Below are 18,922 nucleotides of genomic sequence, written 5' to 3'. Positions count from 1 at the left end.
CGCTATCAGACCCCATCCAGCAGCTGCTTGTCGCGTACCGCGCCCTTGTTGGCGCTGGTCGCGAGCAGGGCGTACGCTTTCAACGCGGTGCTGACCTTGCGCGCACGCGGCTGCGCGGGCTTCCAGCCCCTCGCATCCTGGGCCGCGCGGCGTGCGGCGAGTTCCTCGTCCGAGACCAGCAAGGCGATCGAGCGCTGAGGGATATCGATGCGGATGCGGTCGCCATCGCGCACCAGGCCGATTGAGCCGCCCGCGGCGGCTTCCGGCGATGCATGACCGATCGACAGACCGGAGGTGCCGCCCGAGAAGCGGCCATCGGTCAGCAGTGCGCACTGTTTCCCGAGTCCCTTCGATTTCAGGTAGCTGGTCGGGTACAGCATTTCCTGCATGCCGGGCCCGCCCTTGGGTCCTTCGTAGCGGATGACGACCACGTCGCCCGCCGTCACCTCGTCGCCGAGGATGCCGGCCACCGCCGCGTCCTGGCTTTCGAACACGCGCGCCGTGCCTTCGAAGACATGGATCGACTCGTCCACGCCCGCGGTCTTCACCACGCAGCCATCGCGGGCGATGTTGCCGTAAAGCACGGCCAGGCCGCCTTCCCGCGAATAGGCATGCTCGACACTGCGGATGCAGCCTTCGGCACGGTCGATGTCCAGCGACGGCCAGCGCGTGGCCTGGCTGAAGGCGACCTGGGTGGGAATGCCGGCCGGACCCGCCTTGTAGAAGGTCGTGACGGCGTCATCGTCGTTGGTCGTGACGTCCCACTTCGCGATCGCCTCGCCCAGCGTCTTCGCGTGCACGGTAGGAACGTCGACATGCAGCAATCCACCGCGCGCCAGTTCGCCGAGGATCGCCATGATGCCGCCGGCTCGGTGCACGTCCTCGATGTGGTATTTCTGCGTGTTCGGCGCCACCTTGCACAGCTGCGGCACGCGCCGCGACAGGCGATCGATGTCGCGCATGTCGAACGGGACTTCGCCCTCCTGCGCCGCGGCAAGCAGGTGCAGGATGGTGTTGGTGGAACCGCCCATCGCGATGTCCAGCGTCATCGCATTCTCGAACGCCTCGAACGTGGCGATGCCGCGCGGCAACGCGGTCGCGTCCTCGCCACCGTACCAGCGATGGCACAACTCCACGGCGGTGACGCCGGCACGCTTGAACAGCTGCTCGCGGTCCGCATGCGTGGCCACCACGGTGCCGTTGCCCGGCAGCGACAGGCCGAGCGCCTCGGTCAGGCAGTTCATCGAGTTGGCGGTGAACATGCCGCTGCACGACCCGCAGGTCGGACAGGCGCTGCGCTCGACGGCAGCGACCTCCTCGTCGGACACGTTCGGGTCGGCCGCCATCACCATCGCATCGACGAGGTCGAGCTTGTGGTCGGCCAGGCGTGTCTTGCCGGCTTCCATCGGGCCACCGGACACGAACACTGTCGGGATGTTCAACCGAAGCGCGGCCATCAACATGCCCGGGGTGATCTTGTCGCAGTTGGAGATGCATACCAGCGCATCGGCGCAGTGCGCGTTGACCATGTACTCGACCGAGTCGGCGATCACTTCGCGCGACGGCAGCGAGTACAGCATGCCGTCGTGGCCCATCGCGATGCCGTCGTCGACGGCGATGGTGTCGAACTCCTTCGCCACGCCGCCGACACGCTCGATCTCGCGGGCGACCAGCTGACCAAGATCCTTGAGGTGCACGTGTCCGGGCACGAACTGCGTGAACGAGTTGGCGATGGCCACGATGGGTTTGTGGAAGTCCTCGTCCCGCATGCCGGTGGCGCGCCACAGCGCGCGGGCGCCGGCCATGTTGCGGCCGTGGGTGGAGGTCTTGGAACGGTACTCGGGCATGAAAACCAGCGGTGCGGCGATGACGTGGGAAGCCTTGATTCTGCTGGCTTTCCACGGTTTCAGTTGCAACCATCTCGATTGAAATCATCCGATCGTCGCAAACGACGGAAAAGCGCTTGACACGGTTTGGAGCGGCATGTTTCTCTTGCCGCATGTTGCAACGCCACACGCACACGATGACCGACATCACCGCACCCGTTGCGGGCTCGCTCCTCGTACTCGTCCTTATTACCTCGCCCACAACTGCGGGACGAACCGGCGTGTAAGCAGCAAGCAACGCCAGATTCGCAAAACCCCGCACTGAGAAGTGCGGGGTTTTTTGTTTAAGCGCCTGTCCTTACCTCAACTCTCCAGGAACCACGCTCCATGACCACCGCCAATGCTCTCCCGCAACCCAAGATCACTGTCGTCGGCTACGGCAGCCAGGGCCGCGCGCATGCGCTGAACCTGCGCGATTCCGGCTTCGACGTCACCGTCGGCCTGCGTCCGGGCGGCCCGACGGAGGCCAAGGCGCAGGCCGACGGCTTCGCGGTGAAGGCGGTGGCCGATGCGGTGAAGGATGCCGACCTGGTCGCGGTGCTGACGCCGGACATGGTGCAGAAGAAGCTCTACGCCGACGTGCTGGCGCCGAACATGAAGCAGGGCGCGGTGCTGCTGTTCGCGCACGGCCTCAACGTGCACTTCGGCATGATCGAACCGCGCGCCGACCTGGACGTGGTGCTGGTCGCGCCGAAAGGTCCTGGCGCGCTGGTGCGCCGCGAATACGAGATCGGTCGCGGCGTGCCGTGCATCTACGCCGTGTACCAGGACAAGAGCGGCCAGGCCGAGCAGTTCGCCCTGGCCTACGCCGGCGGCCTGGGCGGCGCGCGCGCCAACATCATCAAGACCACCTTCAAGGAAGAGACCGAGACCGACCTGTTCGGCGAACAGGCCGTGCTGTGCGGCGGCGCCTCGTCGCTGGTGCAGGCCGGCTTCGAGACGCTGGTGGAAGCCGGCTACCAGCCGGAAATCGCCTACTACGAAGTGCTGCACGAGCTGAAGCTGATCGTCGACCTGTTCTACGAAGGCGGCATCACCCGCATGCTGGAATTCATCTCCGAAACCGCGCAGTACGGCGATTTCGTCAGTGGCCCGCGCGTCATCGACGCTTCGGTGAAGGCGCGCATGAAGGACGTGCTGACCGACATCCAGAACGGCACCTTCACCCGCAACTGGCAGGCCGAGTACGACGCCGGGCTGCCGAACTACAAGAAATTCCAGCAGGCCGACAAGGATCATCCGATCGAGAAGGTCGGCAAGGAACTGCGCGCGAAGATGGTGTGGCTGCAGGCCAATGCCAGCCAACCCGATACAGACGAGCAGGCCGCCGCATGAACGCCGCCGCGGCCACTGCCCCACGCAATGGCGCCCGCTGGCTGGCCCACGCCCTGGAAGCCGAGGGCGTGGACACGCTGTTCGGCTATCCCGGCGGCACCATCATGCCGTTCTACGACGCGCTGGTGGATTCCAACCTCAAGCACATCCTGGTGCGCCATGAGCAGGGCGCGGCGCTGGCGGCGAATGGCTATGCGCGCGCCAGCGGCAAGGTCGGCGTGTGCGTGGCCACCTCCGGCCCCGGCGCGTCCAACCTGGTGACCGGCATCGCCGATGCGATGCTGGACTCGGTGCCGATGGTCTGCCTGACCGGCCAGGTCGCGACCACGCTGATGGGCACCGACGCGTTCCAGGAACTGGACGTGTTCGGCCTGACCCTGCCGATCGTGAAGCACAGCTTTGTCGCCCGGCGCGTGGACGACCTGCCGGACATGGTGCGCGAAGCCTTCCGCATCGCGCGCGAAGGGCGTCCCGGCCCGGTGTTGATCGATCTGCCCAAGGACGTGCAGATGTCCGACGCCTCGCACCTGCCCGACCACGTGCCGGCCAGCGTCGATCCGCTGCCGGCGCCGGACGACGCGAAGCTGGCCGATGCGCTGGCCGCCATCGCCGGTGCCGAGAAACCGCTGATCTATGGCGGTGGCGGGATCGGCATCGCGGATGCGGTGGAGGCGTTCCGCCAGTTCGTCGACGCCACGAAGATTCCCACCGTGCTGACCCTGCGCGGCCTGGGCGCCCTGCCCGCGAACCATCCGCACTACCTGGGCATGCTGGGCATGCACGGGACGCGCGCGGCCAACATGGCCACCCAGGAGTGCGACCTGCTGATCGTGGTGGGTGCGCGCTTCGACGACCGGGCCACCGGCAAGCTGGCCGAGTTCGCCCCGTTCGCCCGCGTGCTGCACGTGGATGCCGACGCCTATGAGATCGGCAAGCTGCGCACCGCCGACATCGCGGTGCCCGGCGATGTCGCCACCAGCCTGAAGGCGCTGACGGCCGCGCGCAGCACCTGCGATGAATGGCGCAGGCACTGCCTGGGCAATCGCGAACGGTTCGGCTTCCGCTATGACGCGCCCGGCACCGACATATATGCGCCCGGCCTGCTGAAGCGGTTGAGCGAAGTGGCGCCGGCGGACGCGATCATCGCGTGCGACGTCGGCCAGCACCAGATGTGGGTGGCGCAGCACTGCAAGTTCACCCACCCGCGCAACCACCTGACCAGCGGCGCACTGGGCACGATGGGCTTCGGCCTGCCGGCGGCGATGGGCGCGCAGTTCGCCTGTCCGGACCGCACCGTCATCCTGGTCAATGGTGATGGCGGCTTCATGATGAACGTGCAGGAGCTGGCGACCATCGCCCGCTGCAAGCTGCCGGTGAAGATCGTGCTGATCGACAACAGCGCGCTGGGCATGGTGCGGCAATGGCAGGAACTGTTCTTCGCCGAGCGCTACAGCGAGATCGACCTGTCCGACAACCCGGACTTCGCCGCGCTGGCCCGCGTGTTCGGCATTCCGGCGCACCACATCAGCCTGCGCGACGAGGTCGAAGGCGCGCTGGTAGACCTGCTGTCCGCGCCGGGTCCGGCGCTGCTGCACGTCACCATCGACATCAAGGCCAACGTGTGGCCGCTGGTGCCGCCGAACCACGCCAACAGCTCGATGCTGGACGCCAATCCCGCCAAGGTCGCCGCCGAGACTGCCATCGCGGCCGACGGCCCGGAGAAGAAGAATGCGTTACCGGCTTGAACTGAAGCTCAAACCTGCCGAGGGCGCCCTGGTACGCGTGCTGGGCATGATCGAGCGCCGCGGCTTTCCGCCCCATGCGGTGCACGCCACCCACGACGGCGAAGGCTACTGGGCGCTGGCGCTGGTGATCGACAGCACCCGCGCACCGGAGACCCTGCGCCAGCAGCTGCTGAAGATCTACGACGTGGAGGAACTGTCCTTCAGTGCCGTGCAGGAACTGAGCCGCGACCATCGCCGCCAGGAGCGCGCTGCTTGAACGCCACGCCCGCCAACGCAGGCGCCGTGGTCTGGAGGGGTCTTCTTCGACATCAGCCGTTCGCGTGCCGCGATGCCTGATGCCGGCCGCGCGCCCGCCAGCAACGAACCGGACGTAGGCGACGTCGTCGTCACCGTGGCCGATGTGCTGGCGGCGCAGGCGCGGCTGCGGCGTTACCTGCCTCCCACCCCGCTGCATCATGCGGAACGTTTCGGCGTGATGCTGAAGCTGGAGAACCTGCAGCGCACCGGCTCCTACAAGGTCCGTGGTGCGTTGAACGCCTTGCTGGCCGCCCGCGAGCGTGGCGACCGAAGGCCGGTGATCGCCGCCTCCGCAGGCAACCACGCGCAAGGGCTGGCCTGGGCGGCGTACCGGCTGGGCGTGCAGGCGATCACGGTGATGCCGCACGGCGCGCCGCAGACCAAGATCGCCGGCGTCGCCCACTGGGGTGCCACCGTGCGCCAGCATGGCGACAGCTATGACGAAGCCTTCGCCTTTGCGAAGGAACTGGCCGAGCAGAATGGCTACCGCTTCCTGTCCGCCTTCGACGACCCCGACGTGATCGCCGGCCAGGGCACGGTCGGCATCGAGATCGCACCCTACAGCCCGGATGTCGTCATCGTGCCGATCGGCGGTGGTGGACTGGCATCGGGCGTCGCCCTGGCGCTGAAGTCGCAGGGCGTGCGCGTGGTCGGCGCGCAGGTCGAGGGCGTGGATTCGATGATCCGCGCGATGAAGGGCGACACCGCACCGAAGGATCCGGTCGCCTCGCTGGCCGATGGCGTGCGGGTGAAGGTGCCCGGCTTCATCACCCGTCGCCTGTGCACGCAGTTGCTGGACGACGTGGTGACCGTGCGCGAAGCCGAACTGCGCGAGACGCTGGTGCGCTTGGCGCTGGAAGAGCACCTGATCGCCGAGGGCGCCGGTGCGCTGGCCTTGGCCGCCGGTCGTCGCGTCGCCGGCAAGCGCAAGTGCGCGGTGGTTTCTGGTGGCAATATCGACGCGACCGTGCTGGCGCAGCTGCTGTCCGACGTGCGACCGCGTCCTCCGCGCAAGCCGCGCCGGCGCAACGCCGAGGGCGAGCCCTCGCTTCCCAGCCCCCGCGCGCCCGCCCGCGCCGCGGCCAGACTCCCCATCAAGACAGGCACGCGCCGCATCGCGGTCGCCGCCACGGAAACAGAAGTACACGAGGAATCCATCTGGTGAACACGACCATTCCCACCCCCGCACAGATCCGAATTTTCGACACCACGCTGCGCGACGGCGAGCAATCCCCGGGTTGCAGCATGACGCCGCAGCAGAAAGTGGTGATGGCCCGCGGCCTGGCCGACCTGGGCGTGGACATCATCGAGACCGGCTTTCCCGCCAGCTCGCAGTCCGACCGCGAAGCGCATGCGTTGATCGCACGCGAGCTGCGCGAGACTACGCTGGCGGTGCTCTCCCGTTGCCTGCCGGGCGACATCGAGACCTCGCTGCGCACGCTGGCGTCGGGCGCGAAGCCGCGCCTGCACCTGTTCCTGTCCACCAGCCCGCTGCACCGCGAGCACAAGCTGCGGATGAGCCGCGAGCAGGTACTGGAATCCATCGACAAGCATGTGCGCATGGCGCGGGGCCATGTCGACGACATCGAGTTCTCCGCCGAAGACGCGACCCGCACCGAGGAGGACTTCCTGCACGAAGCGATCGCCGCCGCGATTTCCGCCGGCGCGACCACCATCAACCTGCCGGACACGGTCGGCTTCACCACGCCGGAGGAGATCCGCGGCATGTTCGAGCGCGCGATCGCCAAGGTACCCGGCGCCGACAAGGTGGTGTTCAGCGCCCACTGCCACAACGACCTGGGCCTGGCGGTCGCGAACTCGCTGGCCGCCATCGAAGGCGGTGCGCGCCAGGTGGAAGGATCGATCAACGGCATCGGCGAGCGTGCGGGCAACTGCGCGATCGAGGAACTGGTGATGGCGCTGAAGGTCCGCAGCGCGTTCTACACCCTGGATACGCGCATCGACACCCGCCGCATCGTGCCGACCTCGCAGCTGCTGTCGCGCCTGGTCGGCATGCCCGTCCAGCGCAACAAGGCCATCGTCGGCGCCAACGCGTTCGCGCACGAATCCGGCATCCACCAGCACGGCATGCTGCGCCACCGCGGCACCTACGAGATCATGCAGCCTCAGGACGTGGGCTGGCCGTCGTCGCAGATGGTGCTGGGCCGCCACAGCGGGCGCGCGGCGGTCGAACAGCGCCTGCGTGCGCTGGGCTACTGGCTGGAAGAGGACGAGCTGAAGCTGGTGTTCGAGCAGTTCAAGACCCTGTGCGAGAAGCAGCGCGTGATCGGCGACGCCGACCTGCAGGCGCTGATGCAGGACGCACCGGTCAGCGATGGTTACCGGCTGTCGTCGATGACGATCAGCGACGTCGGGAGCCGCGCCAACGCGCTGGTCGAACTGTCGGATCCGGACGGCAACCGCATTTCGGAAACCGCACAGGGCAATGGCCCGGTCGATGCGCTGTTCAGCGCACTGGCCGCCGCCACCGGCGTGCAACTGCAGTTGGAGAGCTACCAGGTGCACAGCGTGGGCATCGGTGCCGATGCGCGCGGCGAAGCCAGCCTGTCGGTGCGCTGCGACGGCGAGGAGTACGAAGGCACCGGCACCAGCAAGGACATCATCGAGGCCAGCGCGTTGGCCTGGCTGGATGTCGCCAACCGGCTGCTGCGCCAGCGCCGCGCCGAGAAGCAAGAAGCAGCGGCCGCCTGAGGCGCCACCCTGTTTTCACCCCGTCCAACGCACCACCGGAACCCGCATGACCGCGCCACACACCTTGTTCGACAAACTGTGGGAAGCCCACGTCGTCGTCCCCGAGACCGACGCCGCTCCCGCCGTGCTCTACATCGACCTGCACCTGATCCACGAGGTCACGTCGCCACAAGCCTTCACGGAGCTCAAGGCACGTGGCCTGTCGCCGCGCCGCCCGGATCGCACGAAGGCGACGATGGACCACTCTACGCCCACCCTGCCCGCCGGTGCCGATGGCAAGCTGCCGTACTACACCAAGGCGGCCGAAACGCAGGTGGAAACGCTGGCGCGCAACTGCGCCGAGCACGGCATCGAACTGTTCGACATGGCGTCGCCGAACCGCGGCATCGTCCATGTCATCGCGCCGGAGCAGGGCTTCACCCTGCCCGGGATGACCATCGTCTGCGGCGACAGCCACACCAGCACGCATGGTGCGTTCGGCGCGCTGGCGTTCGGCATCGGCACCAGTGAAGTCGGCCACGTGCTGGCCACCCAGTGCCTGCTGCAGCGCAAGCCGAAAACGATGGCCATCACCGTCGACGGTACCCTCGCGCCCGGCGTCGGCGCCAAGGACATCGTCCTGCACGTGATCGGCGTGATCGGCGTCAACGGCGGCACCGGCCATGTCATCGAGTTCCGTGGCAGCGCCATCGAGGCGCTGGACATGGAGCAGCGCATGACCCTGTGCAACATGTCGATCGAGGCCGGAGCGCGTGCGGGCATGGTGGCGCCGGACCAGACCACGTTCGACTGGGTCGCGCGCACGCCTCGCGGACCGAAGGGCGAGGCGTTCGACGACGCTGTCGCGTACTGGAAGACGCTGCGCAGCGAAGACGGCGCCACGTTCGATGCCGAGGTCCAAATCGATGCCGCCGACATCCGGCCGACTCTGACCTGGGGTACGCATCCAGGCACCGCGATCGGGATCGATGTGCCGATTCCCGAACCTGCCGACGCGGCCGCGAAGAAGGGCCTGGACTACATGCAGCTCAGTGCCGGCCATGCGCTGGAAGGCACGCCGGTGGACGTGGTGTTCGTCGGTTCCTGCACCAACGGACGCCTGCGCGACATGCGCGACGTGGCGCAGGTGCTGCGTGGTCGCAAGGTGGCCGCCGGCGTGCGCATGCTGGTCGTGCCGGGCTCGGAGATCGTCAAGCGCGAAGCCGAAGCCGAGGGCATCGACCAGGTGGTCCGCGACGCCGGAGCCGAGTGGCGCGAGCCCGGCTGCTCGATGTGCATCGCCATGAATGGCGACCTGGTGGCCCCGGGCCAGTTGGCCGTCAGCACCAGCAACCGCAACTTCGAAGGCCGCCAGGGTCCGGGCGCGCGCACGTTGCTGGCATCGCCGCTGACCGCAGCGTGGGCGGCGGTGAACGGACGGGTCAGCGACCCACGCGATCTGTTCGACCACCAGAAGGCGGTGGCGTGATGGCCGGCTTCCGCGAAATCCGCTCGCAGAGCGTGGTGCTGGCGCAGACCAACATCGACACCGACCAGATCATCCCCGCGCGCTTCCTGTCGACGACCGACCGTGCGGGGCTGGGCAAGAACGCATTCAACGACTGGCGCTGGCAGGCCGATGGCTCGCCGAACCCGTCGTTTCCCTTCAACCAGTCCGCGAACGCCGGGCGGGAGATCCTGCTGGCCGGCCGCAACTTCGGCTGCGGATCCTCGCGCGAGCACGCGCCCTGGGCACTGACCGACCTGGGCCTGCGCGCGATCGTCAGCAGCGAGATCGCCGACATCTTCCGCAACAACAGCCTGAAGAACGGCCTGGTGCCGGTCGTGTTGCCGGAAGAAGTGGTGCAGGCCCTGATGCAGCGCCCCGACGACGAACTCGTCGTCGATGTCGCCGCGAAGGAACTCCGCACGCCGCAGGGTGACGTCTTTTCCTTCCCGCTCGATGCCTTCGCGCAGACCTGCCTGCTGCAGGGCGTCGACGAACTGGGCTACCTGCTGGCCCGCCACACCGACATCGAACGCTACGAGGCCACCCGCCATGCACGCTGACATCGCCCTCCTGCCCGGTGACGGCATCGGTCCGGAAGTCACCGCCGCCGCCGTCACCGTGCTGCGCGCGCTCGCGCGCCGCCACGGCCATACCTTCGACTTCCACGAGTACGACATCGGTGGCATCGCCATCGACAGGCACGGCGAACCATTGCCGCAGGCGACGCTGCAGGGCTGCCAGCAGGCGAACGCGGTGCTGCTCGGCGCCGTGGGCGGCCCGAAGTGGTCGGACCCGAACGCCAAGGTCCGCCCGGAGCAGGGACTGCTGGCACTGCGCAAGGGGCTGGGCCTGTTCGCCAACCTGCGTCCGGTCCGCCCGCACCCGGCCGCACTGAACGCCTCCCCGATCAAGCCGCACCTGCTCACCGGCGTGGACATCGTGGTGGTGCGCGAGTTGACCGGCGGCATCTACTTCGGCGAGAAGACCCGCGATGCGCGCGGCGCCAGCGACCTGTGCAGCTATTCGGTCACCGAGATCGAGCGCGTGGTGCGCAGCGCATTCAAGCTGGCCCGGCAACGGCGTGGTTACCTGGTCTCGGTCGACAAGGCCAATGTGCTGGAGACCTCGCGCCTGTGGCGCGACGTCGCCACGCGCATCGGCCACGAGGAATTCCCCGACGTGAAGCTGGAACATCAGCTGGTGGACTCGATGGCCATGCACCTGCTCGCCAAGCCACGCGAGTACGACGTCATCGTCACCGAGAACATGTTCGGCGACATCCTGACCGACGAGGCCTCGATGCTGGCCGGTTCGCTCGGCCTGCTGCCCTCGGCGTCGCTGGGCGACGGCAAGGTCGGCCTGTACGAACCGATCCATGGCTCCGCGCCGGACATCGCGGGCAAGGGCATCGCCAATCCCTACGCCACCATCCTGAGCTGCGCGCTGCTGCTGCGCCACTCGCTGGGCCTGCATGAGGAAGCGGACTGCATCGAACGGTCCGTGGATGGCGCGCTCAACGCGCAGGTGTTCACCAACGACCTGGCTACCGGCGGCCGCGGTGTGTCCACGCAGGTGGCGGCGCAGGCCGTACTCGAACAGATGCAGGCGCAGTGCTACGTGGCCGAACTGCGCGACTGAGGCGCGTGGCCTGAGGGCGGCATCCCCTGCGTTGAAGGACAGGCAGGGGATGCACGCACAGGACAGGCACGATGCCCACGACTCAGATCGAGAAGTACCACGTCATCTATTCCGCCAACACCTTCCGCCGCCGAATCGGCCTGATGGCCGGCGGCGCATACATCGGCCAGTTGGTGTTCCATGCCAACGGTGCCGCGTTGCCCCAGGACGGGCTGAACGGGACGCAGCCGCAGCTGCACTATCACCTGGACGATTTCCAGAACGCGATCGACCTGCTGCGCAACGAGAAGCCGGTCTACCTGCTCTACAGCGGCAGCGGCGGCGGCTTCGAGAATGCGCTGGTGACCGATCCTGAAACCGTCGGCGAAGGCGAAGCGGGCGGGCTGCGGTTCGTCGGTCGCTGATCAGCCCGACACCAGGCGATTGCGGCCCTGCTGTTTCGCGCGGTAGAGGCGCTCGTCGGCGACCCGTAGCAGGTCGCGCAGGTCCTGCCCGGCCTCCAGTTCCGCGACGCCGATGCTCACCGTGCATCGCAACGTGCCGCCGTCGGGCGTGTCGATGCCGGCCTGGGCGATGCCTTCGCGCAGGGCGTCCAGGCGCGCACGCGCAGTCGACCACGGCAACTGCTGGCAGACCAGGAACTCTTCCCCGCCCCACCGTGCGATCAGTACGTCGTCGTGATCGCCGATCGCCTGCCCTGCCAGCGCCGCGACCTGAGACAGGACGTCATCGCCGAATGCGTGGCCGTAACGGTCGTTGACGGTCTTGAAGTGGTCGATGTCCAGCAAGGCCACGGACAGCGGCCGCCCTTCGCGGCGGCTGGTGTCGAGTGCCTCGGCGAGGAACGCGTCGCCGGCACGGCGATTGGCAAGCCGGGTCAGGGGATCGTGGCGGGCCTGGTAGGCCAACTGCTCCAGCAACCGCGCATTCGCCTCGCCGGCCTGTTCGAGCTGCGCGTTCTTGTCGCTCAGCTCCGAGGTGCGCGCATCGATCTGTACCTGCAGGCGATGCTGGCGATGCCGCTGGCCCCGCATCGCCAACAGCAGGACGCCCCAACCCAGCACACCGGCCAGCACGACGTAGGCGACCATCGCCCATGCCTGCAGCCACCACGGCGCCGCCTTGTCCAGGTCCGCCGTGCGCATCACCAGGCCTTCCGGCCTGCTCCAGTCCGCGGGCGCGTTCATCACCTGTACTTCAAAGCGAAGTTTGCCCGCGGGCAGGTTGGTGTACACCGCATCGTGCGCGACGCCGTTGTCGGTCTCGATCCAGCCACGGTCGAAGCCGACCATGCGGTAGCGATAGCGGAGTCGCTCGGGAGCGCGCTGGTTCAGCCCGGTGAAGCGGATCACCACGCGGCGCGTGTCCGCCGCCAGGGCGTAGCGCGCCTGCAAGGGCAGCACGCGGCCGTCGGCTTCCACCGACTCGATGACCAGCGTGACGCCCTGGCTGCGTTGGCGACGGGCGTCGTCCGGATCGATCACGCCAACGCCGTTCGCCGTCGCGAACCACAGCTTGCCGTCGCGCATCGGCCAGCCCGCCGGCGCGGAGGCACCGTTGGCCTGGCTGCTCGGCAGTCCGTCCGCATGGGTGAACGCTTCCACCGGCAGGCGCGTCAGATGGCGGTTCTCGACGGCCGTCAGCGCCGGGCGCGAGATGCGGAAGACGCCACGATTGCTCGATACCCAGAAATCCCCGTTGTCGTCCTCCAGCAGCCGGAACAGGCGATTGTTCGGCAGTCCCTGGCGATGGTCGAACTGCATGAACGTGCCGTCGCGCCAGTGCAGCAGGCCGCGGTCGGAGGCGACCCACAGGCTGCCGTCGGGGTCGGCGAGGAAGTCGAATGCGGCGACGGCCGGGAAATCGGACATCGGCGTCCAGCGGCGCAGCGTGCCATCGCGCTGCATCATCGCCATGCCGTTGCTGGTGCCGATCCACAGCACGCCCTGCGCCGTTTCGTAGAGCACGTAGACGTTGCCGTCGGGCAGGCCGTCGTCGGCGTCGTAATGGCGCACGATGCGGCCCTCGCGATAGACGGTCACGCCTTCGTTGCTGCCGATCCACAAGGAGCCGTCCGCACGTTCGAGCAGTGCGCGCACATGGTTGGACGGCAGGCCATCCGCTTCGTCCAGGCGCCAGGGCGAACCCTGCGCGCCTTCGCCGGCGGCGGGCAGATGGATCACGCCCTGGTCGTAGGTCCCGATCCACAGTCCGCCGTCGCGCGCATTGGCCAGTGACAGCACGGACGGATCGGACTTGCCATCGAAGGCGAGCGGCACGGCGCGGCTCCGCCCCGCCTGCCAGGCGTCCACGCCCATCGGATGGCCGATCCACGCGCCCTGCCCGGGCCGCTCGATGATCGCGCGCACGTAGATGTCGCGCAGCCCGCTGCTGCGGCCCAGTCCGAACACCGGCCCGTCGGAGATGCGGTACAGCCCGTTGGTGGTGCCCACCCACAACAGGCCATCGCGGTCCTCGAACAGGGCGGGCGCCAGCCGACCCATCAGGCCCTCGCGCTCGCCCAGGGTTTCATAGCGCCCCTGCGCGTAGCGACGCAGGCCGTCGAGGGTGGAGACCCACAGGTTGCCGTTGCGGTCCTCCAGCATGGCTTCGACGCGTTCGCCGGTGATCTGCCGGGCCCGCCCGTGCTCCAGCCGCCAGACGCCTGCGCTGCCGCCGACCAGCAGCCCGCCCCAGCGCGACGGTTGCACCGCCAGCACCGACGTTTCCGGCAAGCCGACACCGCTGCCCCATTCGCTGGCTTTTCCCTGGTCGATCCGGAACAGGCCGTGGCGGTTGCCCACCAGCGCCCGCCCGTCCTGCAACGGCAGGATCGTCAGCACCCGCTCGTTGGCAAGACGCGCGTGATCGCTCTCGATTTCCAGCAGGCGGCCGTCCGCCTCCATGCGGAACAGGGCATGGTCGGTCCCGATCCACAGGGCACCGTCCGGTCCGTAGCGCAGCACGGAAACATCCGCCAGCGTGCCTGCGCGGCCCGGCAGTCGCTGCCAGCGCCCTTGGTGGAAGCGCAGTACACCCGGCCCCACGCGGCCCAGGCTCAGCACCATGCCGCCCTGCGGGTGCGGCGTGATCGCGCGCACGCCCTCGATTTCCAGCCCCTCGACCGTGCCTGCGTCGTAAGCGGTAAAGCGGCGGCCGTCGAAGCGCGCCGCGCCCTCCCATGTCCCGGTCCACACGTACCCGTCGGCATCCTGGTGGATGGCGTGTATCAGGTTGTGCGGCAGCCCGTCCTCCATGGTCCAGCGCGCGATCGTGTACTCGTCGACCTTGCGCGCAGGGTCCAGCGCCCACGCGGGGGCGCCGACGAGCAGGACCAGCAGACACAGGCCTTGGATCAGCAGGCGGCGCACGGCGGGCACAGGGTCCGGAGGGGCTTCGACCTCCACAGTATCGGCTGCGGCGGGGGGGTTCTTGAACCCCCGCCGCGCCGGGTCGCTCAGCGCGCGGCGCCCTCTTCCGGCCGCACCTTGAACCAGGCCGCGTACAGCGCCGGCAGGAAGAACAGCGTCAGCACGGTGGCCACGGTCAGGCCGCCCATGATGGCCACCGCCATCGGCCCGAAGAAGGCGCTGCGCGACAGCGGGATCATCGCCAGCACCGCCGCCAGCGCGGTCAGCACGATCGGCCTGAACCGGCGCACGGTGGCGTCGATGATCGCGTGCCAGCGGTCGTGGCCGGCCTGGATGTCCTGGTCGATCTGGTCCACCAGGATCACCGAGTTGCGCATGATCATGCCGGCCAGCGCAATCGTGCCCAGCATCGCCACGAAACCGAACGGCACGCGGAACACCAGCAGCGCCAGCGTCACGCCGATCAGGCCCAGCGGCGCCGTCAGCAGCACGAGCGCCATGCGCGAGAAGCTGCGCAGCTGCAGCATCAGCAGCGTGGTCACGGCGAGCAGGAACAGCGGCATGCCGGCCGCGATGGACTTCTGCCCGCGCGCCGAATCCTCGACGGTGCCGCCGGTTTCCAGCAGGTAACCCTGCGGAAGCGCGGAGCGGATGCCATCCAGCGTCGGCGAAATCTGCGCCACCACCGTCGGTGCCGTCACATCGTCGCTGTTGAGGTCGGCGCGCACGGTCACCGTGGGCAGGCGGTCGCGGTGCCAGATGATGCCGTCCTCGAACGCGTATTCGAGATTGGCGATCTGCGACAACGGCACGCTGCCGCCGCTGCTCGTCGGTACCGCCAGGCTGCCCAGCAGGTCGAGCCGCGTACGCTCTTCCTCGGGACCCCGCAACAGGATCTCGACCAGCTCGTTGCCTTCGCGATAGGTACTGACGCTCAGGCCCGACAGCGAGCCGGACAGGAAGTGCGACACCTGCGCCGTACTGACGCCCAGCGCGCGCGCGCGATCCTGGTCGATCTGCAGCCGCACGATCTTGCTCGGCTCGCTCCAGTCCAGGTTGACGTTGGAGACGTGCGGATTGGCGCGCACCTTCTCCGCCATCTGCCGCGCGATCGCCTGCACGCGATCGACATGCTCGCCGGACACGCGGAACTGGATCGGATACCCGACCGGGGGGCCGTTCTCGAGGCGGGTCACGCGGAACTGCAGTTCGGGGAATTGCGGCGCGACGTCGTCGACCAGCCAGCGACGGGTCGACTCGCGCGCCCGGGTGTCCTGCGTCAGCACCACGAACTGCGAGAAATGCGCCTGCGGCAGCTGCTGGTCCAGCGGCAGGTAGAAGCGGGGCGAACCGGTGCCGATGTAGGCCACGTAGTTGATCACGCCTTCCCGCGTGGCGAGCAGCTTCTCGAGCTTGCGCGCCTGGGCATCGGTGGACTTCAGCGAGCTGCCTTCGGCCAGCTCCAGGTCCACCATCAGTTCGGGACGCACCGAGTCGGGGAAGAACTGCTGCGGCACGAAACGGAACAGCGCGATGGACGCGACGAATGCGGCCGCGGTCACGCCGATCACCAGCCACCGATGGCGCAGGCAGAACGCCAGCCAGCCGCGGAAGCGCTGGTAGAACGGCGTGTGGTACGGATTGTGGTCGTGCGCATCGTGCGCCTTGGGTGCGAGCATGCCGGCGTACTGCGGCCAGCGATCCGCCAGCCGCGCGCGGAACGCATGCCAGCGTGCCGCAGGCGAGCCTGCTTTCGGCGGCTGCGGGTTGCCCAGGTCGGGCAGCATCTTGTCGCCCAGGTAAGGAATGAAGAGCACCGCCGCGATCCACGAAACGACCAGTGCGATCGTCACCACCTGGAACAGCGAACGCGTGTACTCGCCGGTGCTGGATGCAGCCGTCGCGATGGGCAGGAAGCCGGCCGCCGTGACCAGCGTGCCGGTGAGCATGGGGAAGGCGGTCGATTCGTAGGCGAAGCTGGCCGCCTTCAGCCGGTCGAAGCCCTGTTCCATCTTGATGGCCATCATCTCGACCGCGATGATCGCGTCGTCGACCAGCAGGCCCAACGCGAGCACGAGCGCACCGAGCGAGATCTTGTGAAGGCCGATGCCGAAGTAGTGCATCACCGCGAACGTCATCGCCAGCACCAGCGGGATCGACACCGCCACCACCAGCCCCGTGCGCATGCCCAGCGAGAAGAAGCTGACCAGCAGCACGATGATCACCGCTTCCGCCAGCACGCGGACGAACTCGCCCACGGAGGCTTCCACGGCCGCCGGCTGGTCGGACACCTTGCGCAGTTCCATGCCCAGCGGCAGGGTCTTCTGCAGGCGATGGAACTCGGCCTCGAGCGTTTCGCCCAGCGTCAGGATGTCGCCGCCGTCCTTCATCGCCACCGCGATGCCGATGCCCGGCTGCCCCATGAAACGCATGCGTGGCGCGGCCGGGTCGGCGAAGCCGCGCTTGATCTCGGCGATGTCGCCCAGCTTGACGGTACGGCCGCCGGCGCGGATCGGGAATTCGCGGATCTCGTCGACCGACGTGAACTCGCCGCTGATGCGCAGTTGCACCCGATCGGTCGGCGTCTCGAAGAACCCCGCCGGCGTCACCGCGTTCTGTTCTTCCAGCGCCTGCTGCACCGCGTTGAGCGGTATGCCCAGCGTGGCCAGCTTGGTGTTCGACAGCTCGATCCAGATCTTCTCATCCTGCAGGCCCACCAGTTCTACCTTGCCGACATCGTCCACCCGCTGCAGCTCCAGCTGGATGCGGTCGGCGTAATCCTTCATCACCGCGTAGTCGAAGCCTTCGCCGGTCAACGCATAGATGTTGCCGAAGGTGTCGCCGAACTCGTCGTTGAAGAAGGGGCCGATGACGCCGCTGGGCAGCGTGGCGCGGATGTCGCCGACCTTCTTGCGGACCTGGTACCAGAGTTGCGGCATGTCGCGCGACTTCAGGCTGTCGCGCGCAGCGAAGATCACCTGCGATTCGCCCGGCCGCGAATACGAACGGATGTATTCGTAGTTGCCGGTGGTCATCAGCGCCTTCTCGATGCGCTCGGTGACCTGCTGCGAAACTTCTTCGGCCGTCGCGCCCGGCCATACGGTGCGCACCACCATCGCCTTGAACGTGAACGGCGGATCCTCGGATTGCCCCAGGTGCTTGTACGACCACGCACCGATGATGCCGAGCAGGATCATGGTGAACAGCACAAGGCTGCGGTTGGTCAGCGCCCACTCGGAGAGATTGAAGCGGCGCATGCCGTTACTCCGAACGCGTGGCGATCGCCGCCGTGCCACCGGCGCCGACGGGCTTCAGCGGCCGGTTGCTGCGGTCCACCGGAGTGACGACCTGGCCCTCGCGCAGCAGGTGGCCACCCGCGGCGACGACCCAGTCGCTCGCCTTCACGCCCCCCAGCACGGGCACGGAAACGTCTCCGTAGGGTCCGAGCTGCACCGGGCGCGCCTGCACCTTGCCGCTGGCAGGATCGACCACCCACACCGTGGTCGCGCCGTCGTCGCCGCGCTGGATGGCCGACAGCGGCAGTTTCAGCGCCGCCTTCGTGCCGTTCTCCTGCACATAGACTCGGGCGCTCTGGCCCAGTTCGACCTGCTGCTGCGCATCGCCGACCAGGCTGACGCGCGCCGCGTACGTCCGTGTCTGCGCGTCGGCGGCCGGCGCGATTTCGCGGATGGTACCGGGCAGGCGCTGGCCGGGCGCATTCCAGAGTTCGATCATCACCGGCTGCCCCACGCTGAAGGCACGGATGCGGTTCTCGGGCAGTCCGATGGCGACTTCGCGCCCCCCATCGGCTGCGAGCGTGAAGACCGTCTGACCCGCGGCCACGACCTGGCCCGCTTCCGCCTGGCGGCTGGCGATCACGCCATCGCGCGGCGCGCGCAGTTGCGAATAGCCTTCCTGGTTGCGCATCACGTCCATTTGCGCGCGCGCCGCACGCGCCTGGCCCTCGGCGGCTTTCCAGGCGGCCACCTGCGCATCGTAGGCGGACTGGCTGATCAGCTTGTCGCCGACCAGCTTGGCGTAGCGGTCGCGGTCGCCACGGGCGCGGACCAGGTCGGCTTCGGCAGCGGCCAGTTGCGCCTGTGCCGCCTGCGCCTGCAAGGCGAAATCGCCCGCATCCAGTACCGCCAGCACTTCGCCCTTCTGCACGCGTGCACCGGCGTCCACGTTGCGGCGGACCAGGTTGCCGCCGACGCGGAACGACAGCGGACTCTCCTCGCGGGCGCGCACCTCGCCGGCATACGCCGACAATGCGGCATCGGCACCGCCGCCGGGCTGCACCACCAACGCCGGCCGCGGTGTTTCCGCGGGCTGTTCCGCGCTGCAGGCGGCCAAGCCCAGCAGGAGAATTCCGAACACTCCGTTCCAGCGCGTCTGGCGCATGACCGCTCCGTTGCGATTTCAATTAGTGGACTTGGCGGTATAGTATAA

The 18,922-nt window shown here is 68.2% G+C and carries 13 protein-coding genes; 9 read left to right on the top strand and 4 right to left on the bottom strand.

The genetic code is table 11. The features are described from left to right. Nucleotides 1-5: 5 nt before the first annotated feature. Nucleotides 6-1,847: a dihydroxy-acid dehydratase gene (gene ilvD / locus ACSQ19_RS09815; RefSeq protein ID WP_436000931.1), complete on the bottom strand. Its 1,842-nt coding sequence runs from the start codon at nt 1,845-1,847 to the stop codon at nt 6-8. 366 nt (nt 1,848-2,213) lie between these two features. Between ilvD and ilvC the strand changes: the two genes are divergently transcribed. From ilvC to ACSQ19_RS09770, 9 genes are all read left to right on the top strand, one after another. Then, the gene (gene ilvC, locus ACSQ19_RS09810; RefSeq protein ID WP_296279308.1) at nt 2,214-3,221 is read left to right on the top strand and encodes a ketol-acid reductoisomerase; all 1,008 of its coding nucleotides are present in this window, start codon (nt 2,214-2,216) and stop codon (nt 3,219-3,221) included. Beyond that, nucleotides 3,218-4,966, top strand: coding sequence for an acetolactate synthase 2 catalytic subunit (gene ilvG, locus ACSQ19_RS09805; RefSeq protein ID WP_435996642.1), 1,749 nt, complete (start codon nt 3,218-3,220; stop codon nt 4,964-4,966). The genes ilvC and ilvG overlap by 4 nt, the downstream gene beginning before the upstream one ends. After that, the gene (locus tag ACSQ19_RS09800; protein WP_185895073.1) at nt 4,950-5,222 is read left to right on the top strand and encodes an ACT domain-containing protein; all 273 of its coding nucleotides are present in this window, start codon (nt 4,950-4,952) and stop codon (nt 5,220-5,222) included. Before ilvG ends, ACSQ19_RS09800 begins: the two co-directional genes overlap by 17 nt. Nucleotides 5,223-5,294: 72 nt before the next feature. Beyond that, entirely contained in the window at nt 5,295-6,428 is a 1,134-nt protein-coding gene (locus tag ACSQ19_RS09795; RefSeq protein ID WP_185895072.1) for a threonine dehydratase, read from the top strand. After that, entirely contained in the window at nt 6,425-7,975 is a 1,551-nt protein-coding gene (locus ACSQ19_RS09790; protein WP_435996639.1) for a 2-isopropylmalate synthase, read from the top strand. Before ACSQ19_RS09795 ends, ACSQ19_RS09790 begins: the two co-directional genes overlap by 4 nt. A gap of 46 nt (nt 7,976-8,021) precedes the next feature. Further along, nucleotides 8,022-9,443: a 3-isopropylmalate dehydratase large subunit gene (leuC, locus tag ACSQ19_RS09785; RefSeq protein ID WP_435996637.1), complete on the top strand. Its 1,422-nt coding sequence runs from the start codon at nt 8,022-8,024 to the stop codon at nt 9,441-9,443. Next, on the top strand, nt 9,443-10,024 hold the full coding sequence (leuD, locus tag ACSQ19_RS09780; RefSeq protein WP_296279294.1) for a 3-isopropylmalate dehydratase small subunit: 582 nt from the start codon (nt 9,443-9,445) through the stop codon (nt 10,022-10,024). The genes leuC and leuD overlap by 1 nt, the downstream gene beginning before the upstream one ends. After that, nucleotides 10,014-11,102, top strand: a complete 1,089-nt coding sequence (gene leuB, locus ACSQ19_RS09775) for a 3-isopropylmalate dehydrogenase (protein WP_296279292.1) — start codon at nt 10,014-10,016, stop codon at nt 11,100-11,102. The genes leuD and leuB overlap by 11 nt, the downstream gene beginning before the upstream one ends. A 71-nt stretch (nt 11,103-11,173) precedes the next feature. Then, complete coding sequence (locus ACSQ19_RS09770; protein WP_296279291.1) at nt 11,174-11,506, top strand: hypothetical protein; 333 nt, start codon at nt 11,174-11,176, stop codon at nt 11,504-11,506. Here the strand turns inward: ACSQ19_RS09770 and ACSQ19_RS09765 are convergent, their stop codons facing one another. From ACSQ19_RS09765 to ACSQ19_RS09755, 3 genes are all read right to left on the bottom strand, one after another. Then, nucleotides 11,507-14,473: a ligand-binding sensor domain-containing diguanylate cyclase gene (locus ACSQ19_RS09765; RefSeq protein WP_299344403.1), complete on the bottom strand. Its 2,967-nt coding sequence runs from the start codon at nt 14,471-14,473 to the stop codon at nt 11,507-11,509. Nucleotides 14,474-14,559: 86 nt separating this feature from the next. Beyond that, nucleotides 14,560-17,730 (bottom strand): efflux RND transporter permease subunit, encoded by a 3,171-nt coding sequence (locus ACSQ19_RS09760; protein WP_435996633.1) that lies wholly within the window; start codon nt 17,728-17,730, stop codon nt 14,560-14,562. A gap of 4 nt (nt 17,731-17,734) precedes the next feature. Further along, on the bottom strand, nt 17,735-18,874 hold the full coding sequence (locus tag ACSQ19_RS09755) for an efflux RND transporter periplasmic adaptor subunit (protein WP_435996631.1): 1,140 nt from the start codon (nt 18,872-18,874) through the stop codon (nt 17,735-17,737). Nucleotides 18,875-18,922: the final 48 nt, after the last annotated feature.

Origin of the sequence: Pseudoxanthomonas sp. LjRoot127, from assembly GCF_964253495.1 — a bacterium.
Lineage (GTDB): Bacteria > Pseudomonadota > Gammaproteobacteria > Xanthomonadales > Xanthomonadaceae > Pseudoxanthomonas_A.
Note: the sequence above shows the minus strand (reverse complement) of the source record. Positions and strands in the feature narration are given on the sequence as shown.